Raw genomic sequence first — 17,551 nt, forward strand, 5'->3', positions numbered from 1 at the left:
GCCAATCTACCCCGCACACCGCCATGACCGCCGAAACGGCCGCCGAACTCCATACGATCATCGACCTGATCCGCTACGGCACCAGCCGTTTCAATGCTGCTGGTCTTACCTTCGGGCACAGCTACGACAACGCACTGGACGAAGCAACCCAGCTGGTGCTGCACACCCTGCACCTGCCGCATGACCTCGGCCCGGCCTATGGCCAGGCGCGCGTGCTGCACGAGGAAAAGCTGCAGGTGCTGAACCTGTTCCAGCGCCGTATCGATGAGCGCGTGCCGGCCGCCTACCTCACCGGCGAGGCCTGGTTTGCCGGTCTGAGCTTCAAAAGCGACGCGCGTGCCCTGGTGCCGCGCTCGCCGATCGCCGAGCTGATCGAATGCGGCTTCCAGCCGTGGCTGGGCGAGGTGGAGGTGCACCGCGCGCTGGACATGTGCACCGGCTCGGGCTGCATCGCCATCGCGATGGGGCATTACTTCCCGAACTGGGAGGTGGACGGTGTGGACCTGAGCGACGACGCGCTGTCGCTGGCCGAGGAAAACAAGGAGCGCCTGCTGGCGCACAACGTGACCCTGCTCAAGTCCGACCTGTTCAACGGGCTTGAGGGGCGCCGTTATGAGCTGATCGTCACCAATCCGCCGTATGTGACCAACGACGAGACCGACGCGCTGCCGCGTGAGTACGCGCACGAGCCGGACATGGCGCTGCGCGCTGGTCATGATGGCCTGGACCTGGTGCTGAAGATCATGCGCGATGCGCCGAAGCACCTGAGCGACGATGGCCTGCTGATCTGCGAAGTGGGTGACTCCGAGCAGCACCTGTACAGACTGCTGCCGGAAGTGGATTTTGAGTGGATCGAGTTCAAGGTCGGTCAGATGGGCATTTTCGGCGTGCGCTGCAGCGAGCTGGTCAGGCACGCCGCCCGCATCACCGAACTGGCCAATGCCCGATAGTTCGGCCAAGGCATCGCCGCGGCGCCGGGTCGCGCTGGTCCGGCTGCCATGATGCCGCTGCTGGTCACCACGCGGCTTCTGCGGCACCTGCCGCCAGCTGCCTGCTCTGCTCCCATCACTGCCCCGGTTTTCCATGTCCAGTAACACCTTCGGCAAGCTGTTTTCGGTCACTACCTTTGGCGAATCGCACGGGCCGGCCATCGGCTGCGTGATCGACGGCTGCCCGCCCGGGCTGGCGCTGGAGGCAGCCGAGTTCGAACACGACCTGCAGCGTCGCGCCACCGGCCGCAGCCGGCATACGTCTGCGCGCCGCGAAGAGGACCAGGTGGAAATACTGTCGGGGGTCTACGAGGGCCTGACCACCGGCACGCCGATCGCGCTGCTGATCCGCAACACCGACCAGCGCAGCAGGGATTACGCCAGCATCGGCCAGCAGTTCCGCCCGGGCCATGCCGACTACAGCTACTGGCACAAGTACGGTATCCGCGATCCGCGCGGCGGCGGGCGCTCTTCAGCGCGCGAGACCACGATGCGCGTGGCTGCCGGCGTGGTCGCCAAGAAGTGGCTTGCCGAGCGTTTCGGGGTGACCGTGCGCGGCCATCTCTCCCAGCTCGGCAGCATCACTCCGGCCGGCTTCGACTGGAGCGCGGTCGAGGACAATCCGTTTTTCTGGCCGCACGCGCCGCAGGTGCCGGAGCTGGAAACGTACATGGATGCACTGCGCAAGTCCGGTGACTCGGTCGGTGCGCGTGTGGATGTGGTGGCCGACAATGTGCCGCCTGGCTGGGGGGAGCCGATCTACGGCAAGCTCGATGGCGAACTGGCCGCCGCCTTGATGAGCATCAACGCGGTCAAGGGCGTGGAAATCGGCGACGGTTTTGCCAGCGCCGCGCAGAAGGGTACTGAACACCGCGACCTGCTGACTCCGCAGGGGTTTACCAGCAACCATGCCGGCGGCATCCTCGGTGGCATCTCCACCGGGCAGCCGGTCACCGCCTCGATCGTGCTCAAGCCCACCTCCAGCCTGCGCCTGCCCGGTACCTCGCTGGACACCGAGGGCAAGGTGATCGAGGTGGTGACCACGGGACGCCATGATCCCTGCGTCGGCATCCGTGCAACGCCGATCGCCGAGGCGATGGTGGCGCTGGTGCTGATGGACCAGGCGCTGCGCCACCGTGCCCAGTGTGGTGACGTCGGCACCATCACCCCGCGCATTCCGGGGCAGGCCGATGGCTGAGCCACGCCCGACCGTCTGGGTCAGCCAGCCGCTGATCGAGGACGTCATCGCGCCGCTGCGCGCTCGTGTGGATCTGCGTGAGACCACCGAGGTCACCGTCTGGACGCCGCAGCAGCTGGCCGCGCAGCTGGCCGATGTGGACGCCGCGATCGTCACCCTCAACGAGCGCATTGGTGCGGCGCAGCTGGCGGACGCATCGCGGCTGCAGGTGATCGCCAATGTCGGCGTGGGCTACAACAACCTGGACGTGGCCGCGCTCAGTGCGGCCGGCATCCTGGCCAGCAATACGCCTGACGTGCTGACCGAAACCACCGCCGATCTTGGCTTTGCCCTGCTGATGGCCGCCGCCCGCCGGATCACCGAATCCGAGCGCTGGCTGCGCGAAGGCAACTGGAGCCAGTGGTCGTTCCAGACCATGCTCGGGGCGGACCTGCATGGCAGCACGCTGGGCATTCTCGGCATGGGCCGCATCGGCCAGGGCATCGCCCGCCGGGGCGCGCTGGGTTTTGGCATGAAGGTCCTGTACCACAACCGGTCGCCGCTGCCGGCCAGCACCGAAGCCGAGCTCGGGGCGCAGTACGTGGACTTCGATACGCTGCTGGCCCGCAGTGATCATCTGGTGCTGGTGCTGCCTTACACCCCGGCCTCGCACCACATCATCGATGCAGCGGCGCTGGCGAAGATGAAGCCGACCGCGACGCTGGTCAACATCGCCCGCGGTGGCATCGTCGACGAGTTGGCCCTGGCCGATGCGCTGGGCCGTGGCCGGTTGGCCGCTGCCGCACTGGACGTCTACGAGGGCGAGCCGCAGGTGCGGCCGGAGCTGCTGGCGCTGCGCAACGTGGTGCTGACCCCGCACATCGGCAGCGCCTCGCTTGCCACGCGCAGGGCGATGGTGCAGCTGGCGGTCGATAATCTGCTGGCCGGCCTTGGTCAGCAGGGCAGTGCCGCCTCCATGCCGAGCCCGATCAACGCCGAAGCGGCGCTGGCCGCACGCGTGGCGCGCGCTGCTGGCAACGACAAAAAACGATAGGGAACCTCCCGCGCGTGCGCCCGAGGAGGTTCCCCGAACCCAGCCGCCATGCGTGACCGAGTTCTTCATCCCCTTATCGAGAGTTACCCCCATGAGCAATGCACCACGTTCCTTCCATGTCGCCGTCGTCGGCGCTACCGGCGCGGTCGGCGAGACCATGCTGTCCATCCTGGCCGAGCGCGGTTTTCCGGTCGGTACCTTGAGCCTGCTGGCGTCCGAGCGCTCGGCCGGCGGCGAGCTGGAATACAACGGTGAAAAGGTCAGCGTGCAGGACCTGGCACAGTTCGATCCCAGCGGTGTGGACATCGCCCTGTTCTCGGCTGGCGGCAGCGTGTCCAAGGAATACGGGCCGAAGTTCGCCGCTGCCGGTGCGGTGGTGATCGACAACTCGTCGGCGTTCCGCTACGACGACGACGTGCCGCTGGTGGTGGCCGAGGTCAACCCGGAACAGGTGGCCAACCGGCCGCGCGGCATCATTGCCAATCCGAACTGCTCGACCATGCAGATGCTGGTCGCGCTGGCGCCGCTGCACCGTCGTTACGGCATCGAGCGCATCAACGTGGCCACCTACCAGTCCGTGTCCGGTGGCGGCAGGTCGGCCCTGGAAGAGCTGGGCAAGCAGACCGGCCAGCTGCTGAGCTTCCAGGACATCGACCCGCAGCGCTTCCCTGTGCAGATCGCCTTCAACCTGATTCCGCACATCGACGATTTCCTCGACAACGGATTCACCAAGGAGGAAATGAAGCTGGTCTGGGAAACGCGCAAGATCCTTGGCGACGACAGCATCCAGGTCAATCCGACCGCCGTGCGCGTGCCGGTGTTCTACGGCCATTCCGAGGCCGTGGCCATCGAGACGCGCGAGAAGGTCAGTGCCGAAGCGGCACGCGAGCTGCTGGCGCAGTCGCCTGGCGTGGAGGTGGTCGACCGCCGCGAGGCCGGTGGCTATCCGACCCCGGTCACCCATGCCTCGGGCACCGATGCGGTGTATGTGGGCCGCATCCGTGAAGACATCTCGCACCCGCGCGGGCTGAACCTGTGGATCGTCTCGGACAACATCCGCAAGGGTGCCGCACTCAACGCCGTGCAGCTGGCCGAGCTGGTCGCCGCGCAGTCTGCATGAGCGCTGCAGGGCAGGGCGAGGCCGTTGCGGCCTTCCCTGCGAGCCCACTTCCAGCAGGGGAGCCGTTATATTGGCCGCCATGAACAGACCGGGCTCCGGCGCAATGCGCCCGCTTACCTATATCACTGCTGCGCTGCTGGCCTTGGCCAGCAGTTCGGCACTGGCACTGGGGCTGGGCGACATCCGGGTGCTGTCGCGCCCGGGTCAGCCGCTGCTGGCCGAAATTCCGGTGATCACCGCCGATCCCGGCGAACTGCAGAACCTGCGCGTAGGACTCGCGTCGGCGGCCACCTTCGAGCGCATCGGCCTGCAGGCGCCGTCCGGGCTGGTGCGTGAGCTGCAGTTCGAGCTGGTACGCAACGCCCAGGGGCGCGCGGTCGTACAGGTGACCTCGCAGGCGCCGGTGGACAGCGCCTCGCTCAGCTTCCTGGTGGAGGCCGACTGGGGCCAGGGACGCCTGGTGCGCGAGTATTCGGCACTCGTCGATCGCCCGGACAGTGCCGTGGCCGTTACCGGACCGGACATCGTTGCCCCTGCGGCCGCACTGCCCGACGCGATCGTGCGCGCGCCTGCCGCGGGTTCCGCAGCGCCTGCGTCGTCGGCAGCGGCTGCAGCCGCGAACGTCGCACGCGCGGCCCCGGCGCGGCCTGCCGAACCGACGGTCGCCACGCCCGCGCTGGACGGCAACGGCCGTATCACCGTGCAGGCCGGGCAGACGCTGTCGCAGATCGCCCAGGACCTGTCACGCGGCCAGCAGGTCGGCCGCGATCAGGCGATGATCGCGCTGCTGCGCGCCAACCCGGAAGCCTTCATCCGCGGCAACGTCAATCTGCTGCGGCAGGGTGCGGTACTGCGCGTACCCGATGCCGGGACCCTTGCCGGCATCGACCGCGCTGAAGCGGCTGCAATGGTGCGCGAGCACGTCGCGCAGTGGCGGCAGGCGCGGACCATTCCCCAGCCGGCGGCAACCACCGCTGCCGCAGCCCCTGCCGTCGCTACCGCAGCCGCATCGGGCGCTGCCGACGCGCGGCTTGAAATCGCACCTGCTGCAGCGTCTGACACCGCGCGCGCAGGGTCAACCACCGGTACCGGTGATGGCAACGAGGGTGACATGCTCGCCAATGAACAACTGCGCCAGGCGCGCGAAGACGTCGCGACCCGCGAGGCCGAGATCGATGAGCTCAAGCAGCGCGTGGCTGAACTGGAAAAGCTGCAGCAGCAGCAACAGGCGCTGGTCAGCCTGAAAGATACCGAGCTGGCGGCCGCGCAGGCCCGGCTCGCTCAGGCGCCTGCGGCTGCGTCCGCGGCCGGTGGTCCGTGGTATTGGCTGGGGCTGCCGGTGCTGCTGCTGGCCGCACTTGGCTGGTGGCTGGCGAGCAGGCGCAAGCCCTCGCCGCTGCCGCCGCAGGTGCGCGAGCAGGGCGATGGCAGCGCGATGGAAGCGGGGGTCGCAGCGGGCGCCGGGCTGGATGTCATGGCCGAACGTGCACCGTGGCTTGAACCGGTGCCGCAGGACGACGCGCCGGTGGCCGATGCCGGTGGCGAAAACGGGACGTTCGACGTCGCCATTGATGACGCGCCCGACCAGGCTGCGGTTGCGGCGGAAAGTGGCGAGCCTGCCGAGGCCGACGTCACGCCGCTGTCGCCGCCTGCTGCAGCGCTCGTGGTGGCGCACGCCACCCCGGAGACACTGTCGGCCACCCAGGTGTGGCCCGAGGCGGCCGCGCTGACCGCGGCCGACCCGAGCGGACAGACCGATCCGGTGCCGGCCTACGCGCGCCACGCCGAACAGCACCCGGACTTCCGTGGCGTCTTCGACTATCCCCACGTCAATGCCACGGCGGCTGAAGAGAGCCATGAGGCGTACCCGAGCGGTGAGCTGACCTCACCGCTGGTCGTCGACACGGTTGCACCTGCCGACGCCGAGGCGGGTGACATCGAGCCGGTGTTGCCGCCCTGGCAGGGCGCTGAAGACGTCCGCAGCGCGGGCCACGACCGTCTGGAACTGGCCATTGCCTATCTGGATCTGGGCGATGCGCAGACCGCGCGGACGCTGCTGCAGGAAGTGACCCTCAGCGACGATCCGCAGCTGCAGGCCCAGGCACGCGAGCTGCTGGCACGCCTGGACTGAGCCGGCCCCCATTCCGGCGCGCCGCACTGCGGCCGCGCCTACCCAGTGAACCGAGGTAGCAGATGCGTTATGCGCTTGGCGTCGAGTACGACGGCAGCGAGTACAAGGGATGGCAGAACCTGGGGGAGGGCGGACCCAGCGTCCAGGCCAGCCTGGAGCAGGCCTTGTCCTCGGTGGCCGACAGTCCGGTCAAGGTGACCTGCGCCGGGCGCACCGACGCCGGTGTGCATGGTCAGTGCCAGGTGGTGCACTTCGACACCGACGTGCAGCGGGATGCACGTGGGTGGATGCTGGGCACCACCGCGCGCCTGCCGCGCTCGATCGCGGTGCGCTGGGCACTGCCGGTGGCCGATGACTTCCATGCGCGTTTTTCCGCGCGTGCGCGGCGCTACTGCTATCGGTTGCTCAACCGCCAGGTACGTCCGGCGCTGTATCGTCAGACCCTGAGCTGGGAGCGGCGGGCGCTGGATGCGCAGCGCATGCATCTGGCCGGGCAGGCACTGCTGGGCGAGAACGACTTCAGCGCCTTCCGCAGCATTCAATGCGAAGCGCTGCATGCACGCCGGGAAATGCAGTCGCTGCAGGTCATGCGCTACGGTGAGGTGGTCGAGGTCACGGTGCAGGCCAATGCATTCCTTCATCACATGGTCCGCAATATCGTGGGGTCGCTGATCATGGTCGGCAGCGGTGAGCGTCCGGTGGACTGGATGGGCGAACTGCTGGCCGGCAAAGACCGCAACGTCGCCGGTCCTACCGCGCCCCCGCAGGGGCTGGTGTTCCTGGGGCCGTTGTATCCCGACAACTGGCAGCTGCCCGCCGAGGTCACCCTATGAGCCGATCCTACTACCGCACCCGCATCAAGTTCTGTGGCATGACCCGCGCCGGCGACGTGCGCCTGGCCGGCGAACTCGGCGTGGATGCGGTGGGGTTCATCTTCGCGCGCGAGAGCAAGCGCCGTGTGGCGCCAGCCGAGGCGCGGGCGATGCGGCAGGCGATCGCACCGATGGTCGATGTGGTGGCCCTGTTCCGTGACAACACCCGCGAAGAAGTGCGCGAGGTGCTGCGTACGGTGCGACCGACCCTGCTGCAGTTCCACGGCGATGAGGATGAAGGCTTCTGCCGCAGCTTCAACATGCCCTATCTGAAGGCGATCGCCATGGGCGGGCGCGAGGAGGTGACCGGCCGCAGCCTGCAGGTCCGCTATCCCAGCGCGGCCGGCTTCCTGTTCGACAGCCACGCGCCGGGTGGCGGCGGTGGCACGGGCGTGGCATTCGACTGGAGCCGCATTCCGGCCGGGCTGCACCGCCCGTTTCTGCTGGCCGGTGGCCTGACCCCGGACAACATCTACGACGCCACGCTCGCCACGCTGCCGTGGGGCGTGGACGTGTCCAGCGGCATCGAGAGCGAGCCGGGCATCAAGGACGGCTACAGCATGCGCAAGTTCGTCGAGGAAGTCCGGCGCGCCGACTGCGCGGCACTCGAGTAAGCGCGGCACCGCCCCACTGATCGGCGTCAGCGGCGCTCCTGAAGCGTGGCAGCCAGCCAGTCGCCGAGGGCATCGACCCGGGCATCGGAACGTCCCGCTGCCCGGGCAAGTACCCAGTGGCCGCCTGTGGCAGCAAAGCCCCACGGCGCAACCAAGCGACCGGCGGCGATGTCCTCGGCGACCAGTGGCTCCGGCGCGATGGCGGGGCCCAGCCCGGCCACCGCGGCTTCCAACAGAAAGTACAGGTGCTCAAATCCACGACCCTGGCGCAGCTGCGCCGGGTCCAGCCCCTGCGTGCGTGCCCATGCCGGCCACGCCTGCGGGCGCGAGGTGGTGTGCAGCACCGGCTGTGCCAGCAGCGCCGAGGGCGGGGCGCCGCGCATCCCCGCAACCGCCGGATGCTGCGGTGAAATCACCACGCCGACACGCTCCTCGGCCAGAACCCGCACCTCCCAGCCAGAGGGCCACGGCGCATCTTCCAACAGCAGGACGGCGTCCAGTTCGGCCTGCGCGTCGGTGAAGCTGCCGTCGCTGGGCGACCAGTGCAACGCGGCACCGGGCAGGGCCTGCTGCACGGCGGGCAGGCGCGGAATCATCCAGCGCGCCAGTACGCTGGCGCTGCATCCCAGTACCAGCGCGGTGCGGGCGCGTGGCGGCTGCAGGCGCTGTACGCAGCTGCGCAGGGTAGTGAAGGCGTCGGCGCAGGCCTGCTGCAGCTGGCGGCCGGCCGGCGTGAGCCGCAGGCCGCGCCCGGCGCGCTCGAAGACGGGCACACCGAGGTGGTCCTCCAGCACCCGCAGCTGCCGGCTTACCGCGCCGTGGGTGACATGCAGTGCCTGCGCCGCCTTGCCGACACCGCCAAGCCGGGCGGTGGCCTCGAAGGCCCTCAAGGCGTTCAACGGGGGCAGGGCAGGGTCTGACATGTGAGTTTTTCTAACGGTGATGACCAGATAATATCGATTTTACGACCCCTGTTCGCGCGCTAGAGTGGCGGCTGTCTGAACTCACCGGCTGCCTGCATGACTGTCTCCCCGATCGCCGACTTCCACGCCTTTCCCGATGCCCGGGGCCATTTTGGCCCGTACGGTGGCAGCTTCGTTGCCGAGACGCTGGTCGGGCCGCTGCAGGAACTGGCGCAGGCCTACGATCAGGCGCGCCAGGACCCGGCCTTCCAGCTTGCCTACGACCGCGACCTGGCACACTACGTCGGTCGGCCGAGCCCGATCTATCACGCCCAACGGCTGAGTGACCAGGTCGGTGGCGCGCAGATCCTGCTCAAGCGCGAAGACCTCAATCACACCGGTGCGCACAAGATCAACAACACCATCGGCCAGGCCCTGCTGGCCGCGCGGATGGGCAAGAAGCGCATCATCGCCGAGACCGGCGCCGGTCAGCACGGCGTGGCCAGTGCCACCGTGGCCGCGCGCCTGGGCCTGGAATGTGTGGTGTACATGGGCGCCACGGACATCGAACGGCAGAAGATCAACGTCTACCGGATGAAGCTGCTCGGGGCCACCGTGGTACCGGTCACCAGCGGCTCGGCCACGCTGAAGGACGCGCTCAACGAGGCCATGCGCGATTGGGTCACCAATGTGCAGGACACGTTCTACATCATCGGCACCGTCGCCGGCCCGGACCCGTATCCGCGGATGGTGCGCGACTTCAACGCCATCGTCGGCCGCGAAGCGCGCGAACAGATGCTGGCCGAGTACGGCCGTCTGCCCGATGCGATCACCGCCTGCGTCGGCGGTGGCAGCAATGCCATCGGCCTGTTCCATGCCTTCCTCAATGACCGCCAGGTCGAGATCTTCGGTGCCGAAGCGGCCGGTGATGGCATCTCCACCGGCCGTCACGCCGCTTCCATCGCCGCCGGCCGTCCCGGCGTGCTGCACGGCAACCGCACCTATGTGCTGTGCGACGACGATGGACAGATCATCGAGACCCATTCGGTCTCGGCCGGTCTGGACTATCCCGGCGTCGGCCCGGAGCACGCATTCCTGGCCGACAGCGGTCGGGCGCACTATCTCGGCATCACCGACGAGGAAGCGCTGGAGGCCTTCCACCTGCTCGCGCACGCCGAGGGCATCCTGCCGGCGCTGGAGTCGAGCCACGCGCTGGCCCAGGCGATCAAGCTGGCGCGCGAGCGCCCGCGTGACCAGCTGGTGCTGTGCAATCTCTCCGGCCGAGGGGACAAGGACGTACACACCATCGCCGCGCGCGAAGGTCTGGTGCTTTGATCCGTACTGCGCGCGCGGCCGGTGCCGCGGTGCCGCCGCAGGTGCGTCCGGCGCCGCAGCGTGACGCCGGTGAAGCTGTCGAACTCATTGAAGGATGTGCCTGATGTCCGTTTCCCGTCTTGATGCCTGCTTCCAGCGCCTGCGTGCCAACGGTCGCAAGGCCCTCATTCCGTTCGTCACCGCCGGCGATCCTTCGCTGGAGGCAAGCGTGCCGGTGATGCACGCCCTGGTGGCCGCCGGCGCCGACGTCATCGAGCTTGGCGTGCCGTTTTCCGACCCGATGGCCGATGGGCCGACCATCCAGCGCAGCTCCGAGCGCGCGCTGGGACGAGGCGCTGGCCTGCGCTATGTGCTGCAGACCGTGGCCGCGTTCCGCCAGACCGATGCACAGACGCCGGTGGTGCTGATGGGCTACCTCAACCCGGTGGAAATCCACGGCTACGCGGCGTTCGCCGAGGCCGCCGTGGCCGCCGGCGTCGACGGCATCCTGCTGGTCGACCTGCCGCCGGAAGAAGCCGATCAGGCGTTGGAAATCTTCGATGCCGCTGGCTTGGCGCTGGTCCTGCTTGCCTCGCCGACCACCAGCGACGCGCGCGCCGAGCGCCTGCTGTCGCTGGCGCGCGGCTATCTCTACTACGTCAGTTTCGCCGGGGTCACCGGCGCCTCCGAGCGGCTGGACAGTGATGCCGCCAGCGCCCGGCTGCAGGCGCTGCGTGCCCGGGCCACGGTACCGGTGGTGGCGGGCTTTGGCATCAAGGATGCAGCCAGTGCTGCGGCCATGGCGCGCCAGGCCGATGGGGTCGTGGTCGGCAGTGCGCTGGTGGCGACACTGGCCGACGCCGGCTCGGTGGACGAAGCCTGCGCCCGTGCGCGCGCGTTCCTGGCGCCGCTGCGCGTGGCACTGGATGGATGAGGCCAGGCCAGCCGACGACTGGCCTGCCATGGGCTAAACGTACGTAGCAGAATGGTTTTAGCTGACACGGCATGGCGCCGGACGGGGTGCACGGGGGCTGGGGGGCTGAGCTAGACTGTCCCCCTTTGCGGCCCCCGGGCCGCCCTGAACGGAAGTGTCATCCCGCATGAGTTGGCTCAGCAAGTTGATGCCGTCGGGCATCCGCACCGACAACACACCCAGCAAGAAGCGCAGCGTTCCCGAAGGTCTCTGGGAAAAATGCACGAACTGCGGCAGCGCGCTGTATCGCCCGGAACTGGAAGAGAATCTGGAGGTCTGCCCCAAGTGCAACCACCATATGGCGATCCGCGCGCGCGCGCGCCTGGCGGCGCTGTTCGACGCTGACAGCACCACCGAGATCGCAGCACGCCTGGGGCCGACCGACCTGCTCAAGTTCCGGGACCAGAAGCGCTATGCCGAACGGATCAAGGTCGCGCAGAAGAACACAGGCGAGTACGACGCACTGATCGCCATGCGCGGCACGCTCAAAGGCCGCCCGCTGGTCGCCGGCTCGTTCGACTTTGCCTTCATGGGCGGCTCGATGGGCTCGGTGGTGGGTGAGCGCTTCGCACTGGCAGCCGAAACCGCCCTGGAGCTGGGCGCGCCCTATGTGTGTTTCTCCGCCAGTGGCGGCGCGCGCATGCAGGAGGGTCTGTTCTCGCTGATGCAGATGGCCAAGACCTCGGCCGCGCTGGGCAAGCTGCGCGCCGCAGGGCTGCCGTACATCTCGGTGCTGACCCACCCGACCACCGGTGGCGTGTCGGCCTCCTTTGCGATGCTGGGCGACATCAACATCGCCGAGCCGCAGGCGCTGATCGGCTTCGCCGGCCCGCGCGTGATCGAACAGACCGTGCGCGAGAAGCTGCCTGAAGGCTTCCAGCGCTCGGAGTTCCTGCTCGAGCATGGCGCCATCGATCAGATCTGCGACCGTCGTCAGATGCGCGACCGTCTGGCCGAGCTTCTGGCCCTGTTGGGCAACCAGACTGCACACACGGAGGGCTGACATGGCCAGCCGCAAGTATTTCGGGACCGATGGCATCCGTGGCCGCGTCGGCGTAAGCCCGATCTCGGCCGATTTCGTGCTTCGCCTGGGCAATGCGCTCGGTCGCGTGCTGGTCGCGCAGCTGGGCAGTGCCGGGCGTCGGCCAGTGGTGGTGATCGGAAAGGACACCCGCATCTCCGGGTATATGTTCGAAGCCGCGCTGGAGGCCGGTCTGGTCGCCGCAGGCGCCGATGTGCAGTTGCTCGGCCCCATGCCGACCCCTGCGGTGGCTTTCCTGACCCGGTCGCTGGGTGTGGACGCGGGTGTGGTGATCAGCGCCTCGCACAATCCGCATTACGACAACGGCATCAAGTTTTTCTCCGCACAGGGTGAAAAGCTCGATGACCAGACCGAACTCGCACTGGAAGCGGCGCTGGACGACGCGCTGGTGACGGTCGACTCCGAACGCCTGGGCAAGGCCATGCGTGCGCGCGAGGCATTGGGCCGCTACATCGAGTTCTGCAAGTCCAGCGTCCCGCGCGACTTCGATCTGCGTGGCGTGCGCCTGGTGCTTGACTGCGCGCACGGCGCCACCTATCACGTCGCCCCGCTGCTGTTCCGCGAGCTTGGCGCCGATGTGGTGGTGATCGGTGCGGCGCCGGACGGCGTCAACATCAACGATGGCGTCGGGTCGACGCATATCGGCAACCTGGCTGCCAAGGTGCAGGAGAGCGGCGCACAGCTGGGCATTGCCTTTGATGGCGACGGCGACCGTGTGCTGATGGCCGATGACCAGGGCAACCCGGTCGATGGCGATGACCTGCTGTATGTGCTGGCCAGCAGCTGGCAGCGTACCGGCCGTCTGCAGGGGCCGGTGGTGGGCACGCTGATGACCAACTATGGTCTGGAAAAGCGGTTGGCCGAGCTGCAGATTCCGTTCGTGCGCAGCAACGTCGGCGACCGCTACGTGCATCAGGCGCTGGTGGAAGGGGGCGGCACGCTGGGCGGTGAGACCTCCGGCCATCTGCTGTGCCTGGACCGGGCCACGACCGGCGATGGCATCGTCAGTGCGCTGCAGGTGCTGGTGGAGCTGCGCCGCAACGCACAGACCCTGCGCCAGGCGTTGCAGTCGCTGCACAAGGTGCCGCAGCAGACCATCAATGTGCGGTTGGGCGATGTCTCGGCCAAGGCCATCGTTCAGTCTGAAGGCGTGCAGCAGGCGCTGGCGTCGGCCCAGCAGGCCGTGGCGGGCCACGGTCGCGCGTTCCTGCGGCCCTCCGGTACCGAGCCGGTGGTGCGGGTGACGGTGGAGGCCGACGAGGCCGCGCTGATGCAGAGCACGCTGGACCAGCTGTCGACCGCCGTAAAGGTCGCCGCCGGCGTAGCGTAGCGCCGGGCTCTGCCCGGCGGCTCCTGTCAGATCGCCGCCACCCCGGCAGGTGACGACCGTTGGTCGTCACGCCGTTGCTCCGCCTCGCCACCAGCACGTCTGCGCCGTCGTAGCGCCGGGCTCTGCCCGGCGGCTCCTCTGTCAGATCGCCGCCGCCCCGGTAGGTGACGACCGTTGGTCGTCACGCCCTTGCTCCGGCACGGGAGGCCTCGCCACCAGCACGGCTGCGCCGCTGAAGCGTGACGACCAACGGCCGCGCCTGCGCCGTCGTAGCGCCGGGCTCTGCCCGGCGGCTCCTCTGTAAGATCGCCGCCACCCCGGTAGGTGACGACCGTTGGTCGTCACGCCGTTGCCTCGCCTCGCCACCAGCACGGCTACGCCGCTGAAACGTGACGACCAACGGCCGCGCCTGCGCCGTCGTAGCGCCGGGCTCTGCCCGGCGGCTCCTCTGTAAGATCGCCGCCACCCCGGTAGGTGACGACCGTTGGTCGTCACGCCGTTGCTCCGGCACGGGAGGCCTCGCCACCAGCACGGCTGCGCCGCTGAAGCGTGACGACCAACGGCCGCGCCTGCGCGGTCGTAGCGCCGGGCTCTGCCCGGCGGCTCCTCTGTCAGATCGCCGCCGCCCCGGTAGGTGACGACCGTTGGTCGTCACGCCGTTGCTTCGGCACGGGACGCCTCGCCACCCGCACGGCTACGCCGCTGAAGCGTGACGACCAACGGTCGTCACCTACCAAAGCCCGAGCCTGCCCGGCGGCTCTTCGGTCAGATCGCAGAATGCCGAGCCTATCGGCGGAAGCGGGTCAGCTCGTTCCAGTACCCGCGCAGCACGACCGGATCGACCTCCTGCTGCGGCAGCGGCAGATAGTTCGGCCCCAGCGCGGTGCTGTTGCCGAAACGGTCGAATACGTAAGTGTCGCCGCCGGCACGGATGCCGCGCTGCGACCAGCTGTCCACCGCCAACGCGCGCGTACCATCCGCTGCCGGTGCCAGCAAATCCTGCCCGGTGCTGAATTCCTCCAGCGGGTTTTCGCAACCCAGCGCATGGCGCATCAGCGTCGGCACCCAGTCCTGGTGGGAACTGGTGCGTTGTTGCTCACCCGCAGACTGACCCGGCCAGCGCAGCACAAACGGCACTTTCAACTGCGCATCGGCGAAGTTTCCGTTGTGTCCCCAGTACCCCAGCCCGAGGTCGTTGAACTCCTCGCCATGATCGCCGGTGACCAGCACGATGGTGTTCTCGTCCAGGCCCTGCTGCCGCAGCGTATCGAGCAGCTGGCCCAGCAGGCCGTCCGCGTAGTGCACGGCGGTGCGGTAACGGTTGCGTTCTGCGGTGCCGTCGTGGTCGCGGTCCAGACCGAGGAAGTCGATGTGCTCGGCCATCGGCGTCGCCAGTGCCGGATACCCCGGCGGCAGGTGATACGGCGCATGCGTTGAATCAAGAAAAGCGAAACCAAACCATGGAGTGCCTGTCGGGCTCTGGCGGATCTCCGTCGCGAGTCGCTCGACCACCTGCTGGTCTCGCGCGGCCACCGGCAGTGCCGCCGGGGCGGTCTGCAGCAGGCCGCGCACGGCCGAGAATGCTGTGCGGTCAAACTCTGGGCTGTACAGCGGCGCACTACCGTGGATGTACAGCGCGTAGCCTTGCTGTTGCAGCACGTCGAACAGCACCGAGCCGCGTTGCTCGGCCAGCATGGCCGTCCAGTAGCCACCGGGCAGGCCGTAGAGCAGGCCGAACAGACCAAACCGGGTGGCGTTGCCGGTGCTGTAGTGCTGCGTGAAGCGTTGCGAGCGCTCTCCCAGGCCCCAAGCATGAGGCATGATGACGGGGTCGAGCGCGTCGGCGCGCAGCGACTCCATCACCACCATCAGAATATTGGGTCGCTGGTGACTCTGGCAGCGCAGGGGAGCGGTCGGATAGCTCAGCTGGCTGTTGCGTTCATCGGGCAGGACGGCGGTCTGCCGCACGGCGACACCCAGCCTGCGCATCAGGCGTTTGGCCGTGATCGGCTGTGACCACGGCAGATAGCCCCACTGGGTGATCACGGCGCGCTCGCCGCGTGCGTCGTAGTACGCAGTGGCCAGTTGCCCGGTGACCATCAGCAGGGCAGCGGCGGCCCAGGCCAGCAGGGTCCAGCGCCGCGCGTGACGCCGCGGCAGCAGCCGCCAGCACGCCCATGCCAGCAGTGCCTGCGCACCAAACACGGCCAGCAGCACCGCCCCCGCCAGCAGCCAGTTCCCGGTGGACAGGCTTACCTGGTCCTGCAGCGCGCCACCAAACACCATGTTCAACACCATGGCGTTGATGTGGAACCGATACAACGCGAATACCTTGGCATCCACCAGCAGCAGACACAGCCACAGGCCCTGCGTGGCGACGGCGGCAGCCGTCAGCGGTCGCTGGCTGCGGCAGAGCAGTGCCAGCAGCGCCGGCAGCAGGCTGACCAGTGCCCCGAAGAACAGGAAGTGGCCTGGCAGTGCCAGCGACAGCCAGCCCAGACCAAGCCGGCCGCCGGGGTTGTCGTGCCACGGGATGTTGCCTGAGGTGATGGCGATGGCCACCAGCGCATTTAAAAAAGTGAAAACAGTGAGCCACGCCAGGCGCGGCCAACGGCCCGATGCAGTGATGGGCGACAGGGCGGAAACGGATTCCATTCGGGACGGCTACGAGGGGCGAAGAGGGGCAGGGCGCCAGGCGGCAGTCCCGGCAGGGCGGCGCATTGTATCGGTTTGTAACGGCCCGAAGGCTGGAAGCGGGTCGGCGATCTGTCACAATGTTGAACCGGGACGCATGCGGCCCGCCCTATCCATCCGACTTGAGCCAGGTACCGTTGTGAGCCAGATTCCCACCCTCGACATCACCCGCTTTGACAGCGACCGCGACGCCTTCGTCGCCGAGCTTGGCGCTGCGTATCGGCAGTGGGGGTTCGCGGGCATCCGCAATCACGGCATCGCCCAGGCTGACATCGACGCGGCCTACGATGTGTTCAAGGCGTTCTTCGCCTTGCCGGACGAGGTCAAGCGCAAGTACCACGTCGCCGGCAGCGGTGGCGCGCGCGGCTACACCCCGTTCGGCGTGGAGACGGCAAAGGGCTCAAAGCACTTCGACCTGAAAGAGTTCTGGCACATCGGCCGTGAGATCGCCGACGACTCGAAGTACCGCGAGGTGATGCAGCCGAACCTGTGGCCGAGCGAGGTGGAAGGTTTCCGTGAGCGCGGCTATGCACTGTACCAGGCGCTGGACAACCTGGGTTCGCGCGTGCTGTCGGCGCTGGCGCTGCACATCGGCCTGGCAGAGGACTTCTTCGCCGACAAGACCAACTTCGGCAACTCGATCCTGCGCCCGATCCACTATCCGCCGATCACCACCGACGATATTCCCAACGTCCGCGCCGGTGCCCATGGCGACATCAACTTCATCACCCTGCTGGTGGGCGCAAGCGCGGCCGGCCTGGAGGTGCAGTCGCACGAGGGCGAGTGGGTGCCGTTCACCTCCGATGAGGACACCATCGTGGTCAACATCGGCGACATGCTGCAGCGTCTGACCAACCACGTGTATCCGTCGACCATTCACCGCGTGGTCAACCCCCCGGGCGAGCTGGCACGCCAGCCGCGCTACTCGGTGCCGTTCTTCCTGCACCCGAACCCCGACTATCTGATCGACGTGCTGCCCTCGTGCGTCAGCGAAGAGAATCCGAGCCGCTACCCGGAGCCGATCACCGCGCACGGTTTCCTCGAGCAGCGCCTGCGCGAGATCAAGCTGAAGTAAGGGGATTCTGGTATGCGGGGCTGCTGCCCCGCGCCCCGCGTAGTGCCGGGCTCTGCCCGGCACCCGCAACAGCAACAGCGTAGAGCGCCGGCTCTGCGCTGTTCTGCGTTTGGCGGGCCGGGATGGGTTTGCGGGGAGCGGCAAAAACTGCATCCATGCGTGCCTCGGCGAGCGCCATCCCGGGCAGGGCGCCCAGTGCGTTGAGTGTGCCGCTCTCGCGCCAGTAGCCGGCCACGCGCTGCCAGGCGACAAGCCCGTTGTCGG

Annotated in this window: 14 protein-coding genes and 1 pseudogene; 12 read left to right on the top strand and 3 right to left on the bottom strand. The window is 68.1% G+C overall.

Annotation, left to right across the window (positions count from 1 at the left end; genetic code table 11):
- The first annotated feature begins 23 nt into the window (after positions 1–23).
- The 7 genes from prmB (at position 24) to RZA67_RS05490 (ending at position 7,957) form a co-directional block, all read left to right on the top strand.
- Positions 24–950 (top strand): 50S ribosomal protein L3 N(5)-glutamine methyltransferase, encoded by a 927-nt coding sequence (gene prmB / locus RZA67_RS05460; protein ID WP_317211617.1) that lies wholly within the window; start codon positions 24–26, stop codon positions 948–950.
- 133 nt (positions 951–1,083) lie between these two features.
- Entirely contained in the window at positions 1,084–2,187 is a 1,104-nt protein-coding gene (gene aroC, locus RZA67_RS05465) for a chorismate synthase (protein WP_317211618.1), read from the top strand.
- On the top strand, positions 2,180–3,220 hold the full coding sequence (locus RZA67_RS05470; RefSeq protein ID WP_317211619.1) for a D-glycerate dehydrogenase: 1,041 nt from the start codon (positions 2,180–2,182) through the stop codon (positions 3,218–3,220). Before aroC ends, RZA67_RS05470 begins: the two co-directional genes overlap by 8 nt.
- Before the next feature lie 91 nt (positions 3,221–3,311).
- On the top strand, positions 3,312–4,340 hold the full coding sequence (locus RZA67_RS05475) for an aspartate-semialdehyde dehydrogenase (protein WP_317211620.1): 1,029 nt from the start codon (positions 3,312–3,314) through the stop codon (positions 4,338–4,340).
- Positions 4,341–4,419: 79 nt separating this feature from the next.
- Positions 4,420–6,471: a FimV/HubP family polar landmark protein gene (locus RZA67_RS05480; protein ID WP_317211621.1), complete on the top strand. Its 2,052-nt coding sequence runs from the start codon at positions 4,420–4,422 to the stop codon at positions 6,469–6,471.
- Positions 6,472–6,533: 62 nt separating this feature from the next.
- Positions 6,534–7,304 carry a tRNA pseudouridine(38-40) synthase TruA gene (gene truA / locus RZA67_RS05485; protein ID WP_317211622.1) on the top strand — a complete coding sequence of 257 codons (771 nt, stop codon included), beginning with the start codon at positions 6,534–6,536 and terminating at the stop codon, positions 7,302–7,304.
- Positions 7,301–7,957, top strand: coding sequence for a phosphoribosylanthranilate isomerase (locus tag RZA67_RS05490; protein ID WP_317211623.1), 657 nt, complete (start codon positions 7,301–7,303; stop codon positions 7,955–7,957). Before truA ends, RZA67_RS05490 begins: the two co-directional genes overlap by 4 nt.
- 26 nt (positions 7,958–7,983) lie before the next feature.
- Here the strand turns inward: RZA67_RS05490 and RZA67_RS05495 are convergent, their stop codons facing one another.
- Complete coding sequence (locus tag RZA67_RS05495; RefSeq protein ID WP_317211624.1) at positions 7,984–8,880, bottom strand: LysR family transcriptional regulator; 897 nt, start codon at positions 8,878–8,880, stop codon at positions 7,984–7,986.
- A gap of 96 nt (positions 8,881–8,976) precedes the next feature.
- Here RZA67_RS05495 and trpB point away from each other — a divergent pair, with 96 nt between their 5' ends.
- The 4 genes from trpB (at position 8,977) to glmM (ending at position 13,518) form a co-directional block, all read left to right on the top strand.
- On the top strand, positions 8,977–10,194 hold the full coding sequence (gene trpB / locus RZA67_RS05500) for a tryptophan synthase subunit beta (RefSeq protein ID WP_317211625.1): 1,218 nt from the start codon (positions 8,977–8,979) through the stop codon (positions 10,192–10,194).
- Positions 10,195–10,297: 103 nt separating this feature from the next.
- The gene (gene trpA, locus RZA67_RS05505) at positions 10,298–11,107 is read left to right on the top strand and encodes a tryptophan synthase subunit alpha (RefSeq protein ID WP_317211626.1); all 810 of its coding nucleotides are present in this window, start codon (positions 10,298–10,300) and stop codon (positions 11,105–11,107) included.
- A gap of 166 nt (positions 11,108–11,273) precedes the next feature.
- Positions 11,274–12,149, top strand: a complete 876-nt coding sequence (gene accD / locus RZA67_RS05510) for an acetyl-CoA carboxylase, carboxyltransferase subunit beta (protein WP_317211627.1) — start codon at positions 11,274–11,276, stop codon at positions 12,147–12,149.
- 1 nt (position 12,150) lies between these two features.
- Positions 12,151–13,518, top strand: coding sequence for a phosphoglucosamine mutase (gene glmM / locus RZA67_RS05515; protein WP_317211628.1), 1,368 nt, complete (start codon positions 12,151–12,153; stop codon positions 13,516–13,518).
- Between the two features lie 786 nt (positions 13,519–14,304).
- Here the strand turns inward: glmM and RZA67_RS05520 are convergent.
- Positions 14,305–16,173: a sulfatase-like hydrolase/transferase gene (locus RZA67_RS05520; protein ID WP_317211629.1), complete on the bottom strand. Its 1,869-nt coding sequence runs from the start codon at positions 16,171–16,173 to the stop codon at positions 14,305–14,307.
- Positions 16,174–16,309: 136 nt separating this feature from the next.
- Here RZA67_RS05520 and RZA67_RS05525 point away from each other — a divergent pair, with 136 nt between their 5' ends.
- A complete protein-coding gene (locus tag RZA67_RS05525; RefSeq protein ID WP_317211630.1) occupies positions 16,310–17,287 on the top strand; it encodes a 2-oxoglutarate and iron-dependent oxygenase domain-containing protein in 978 nt (325 codons plus the stop codon).
- Here the strand turns inward: RZA67_RS05525 and RZA67_RS05530 are convergent.
- A pseudogene (locus RZA67_RS05530) lies at positions 17,274–17,551 on the bottom strand (hypothetical protein); the annotation flags it as partial. The gene RZA67_RS05525 and the pseudogene RZA67_RS05530 overlap by 14 nt on opposite strands.

The sequence above is a fragment of the Stenotrophomonas sp. C3(2023) genome, assembly GCF_032911385.1.
Classification (GTDB): Bacteria; Pseudomonadota; Gammaproteobacteria; order Xanthomonadales; family Xanthomonadaceae; genus Stenotrophomonas.

Bases quoted from the DNA above. Each gene is read 5' to 3' on its own strand.
- RZA67_RS05475 (WP_317211620.1), top strand. From the start codon at position 3,312: ATGAGCAATGCACCACGTTCCTTCCATGTCGCCGTCGTCGGCGCTACC.
- aroC (WP_317211618.1), top strand. From the start codon at position 1,084: ATGTCCAGTAACACCTTCGGCAAGCTGTTTTCGGTCACTACCTTTGGC.
- RZA67_RS05480 (WP_317211621.1), top strand. From the start codon at position 4,420: ATGAACAGACCGGGCTCCGGCGCAATGCGCCCGCTTACCTATATCACT.
- truA (WP_317211622.1), top strand. From the start codon at position 6,534: ATGCGTTATGCGCTTGGCGTCGAGTACGACGGCAGCGAGTACAAGGGA.
- RZA67_RS05495 (WP_317211624.1), bottom strand. From the start codon at position 8,880: ATGTCAGACCCTGCCCTGCCCCCGTTGAACGCCTTGAGGGCCTTCGAG.
- RZA67_RS05525 (WP_317211630.1), top strand. From the start codon at position 16,310: ATGCGGCCCGCCCTATCCATCCGACTTGAGCCAGGTACCGTTGTGAGC.
- RZA67_RS05520 (WP_317211629.1), bottom strand. From the start codon at position 16,173: ATGGAATCCGTTTCCGCCCTGTCGCCCATCACTGCATCGGGCCGTTGG.
- RZA67_RS05470 (WP_317211619.1), top strand. From the start codon at position 2,180: ATGGCTGAGCCACGCCCGACCGTCTGGGTCAGCCAGCCGCTGATCGAG.
- prmB (WP_317211617.1), top strand. From the start codon at position 24: ATGACCGCCGAAACGGCCGCCGAACTCCATACGATCATCGACCTGATC.
- trpB (WP_317211625.1), top strand. From the start codon at position 8,977: ATGACTGTCTCCCCGATCGCCGACTTCCACGCCTTTCCCGATGCCCGG.
- glmM (WP_317211628.1), top strand. From the start codon at position 12,151: ATGGCCAGCCGCAAGTATTTCGGGACCGATGGCATCCGTGGCCGCGTC.
- accD (WP_317211627.1), top strand. From the start codon at position 11,274: ATGAGTTGGCTCAGCAAGTTGATGCCGTCGGGCATCCGCACCGACAAC.
- RZA67_RS05490 (WP_317211623.1), top strand. From the start codon at position 7,301: ATGAGCCGATCCTACTACCGCACCCGCATCAAGTTCTGTGGCATGACC.
- trpA (WP_317211626.1), top strand. From the start codon at position 10,298: ATGTCCGTTTCCCGTCTTGATGCCTGCTTCCAGCGCCTGCGTGCCAAC.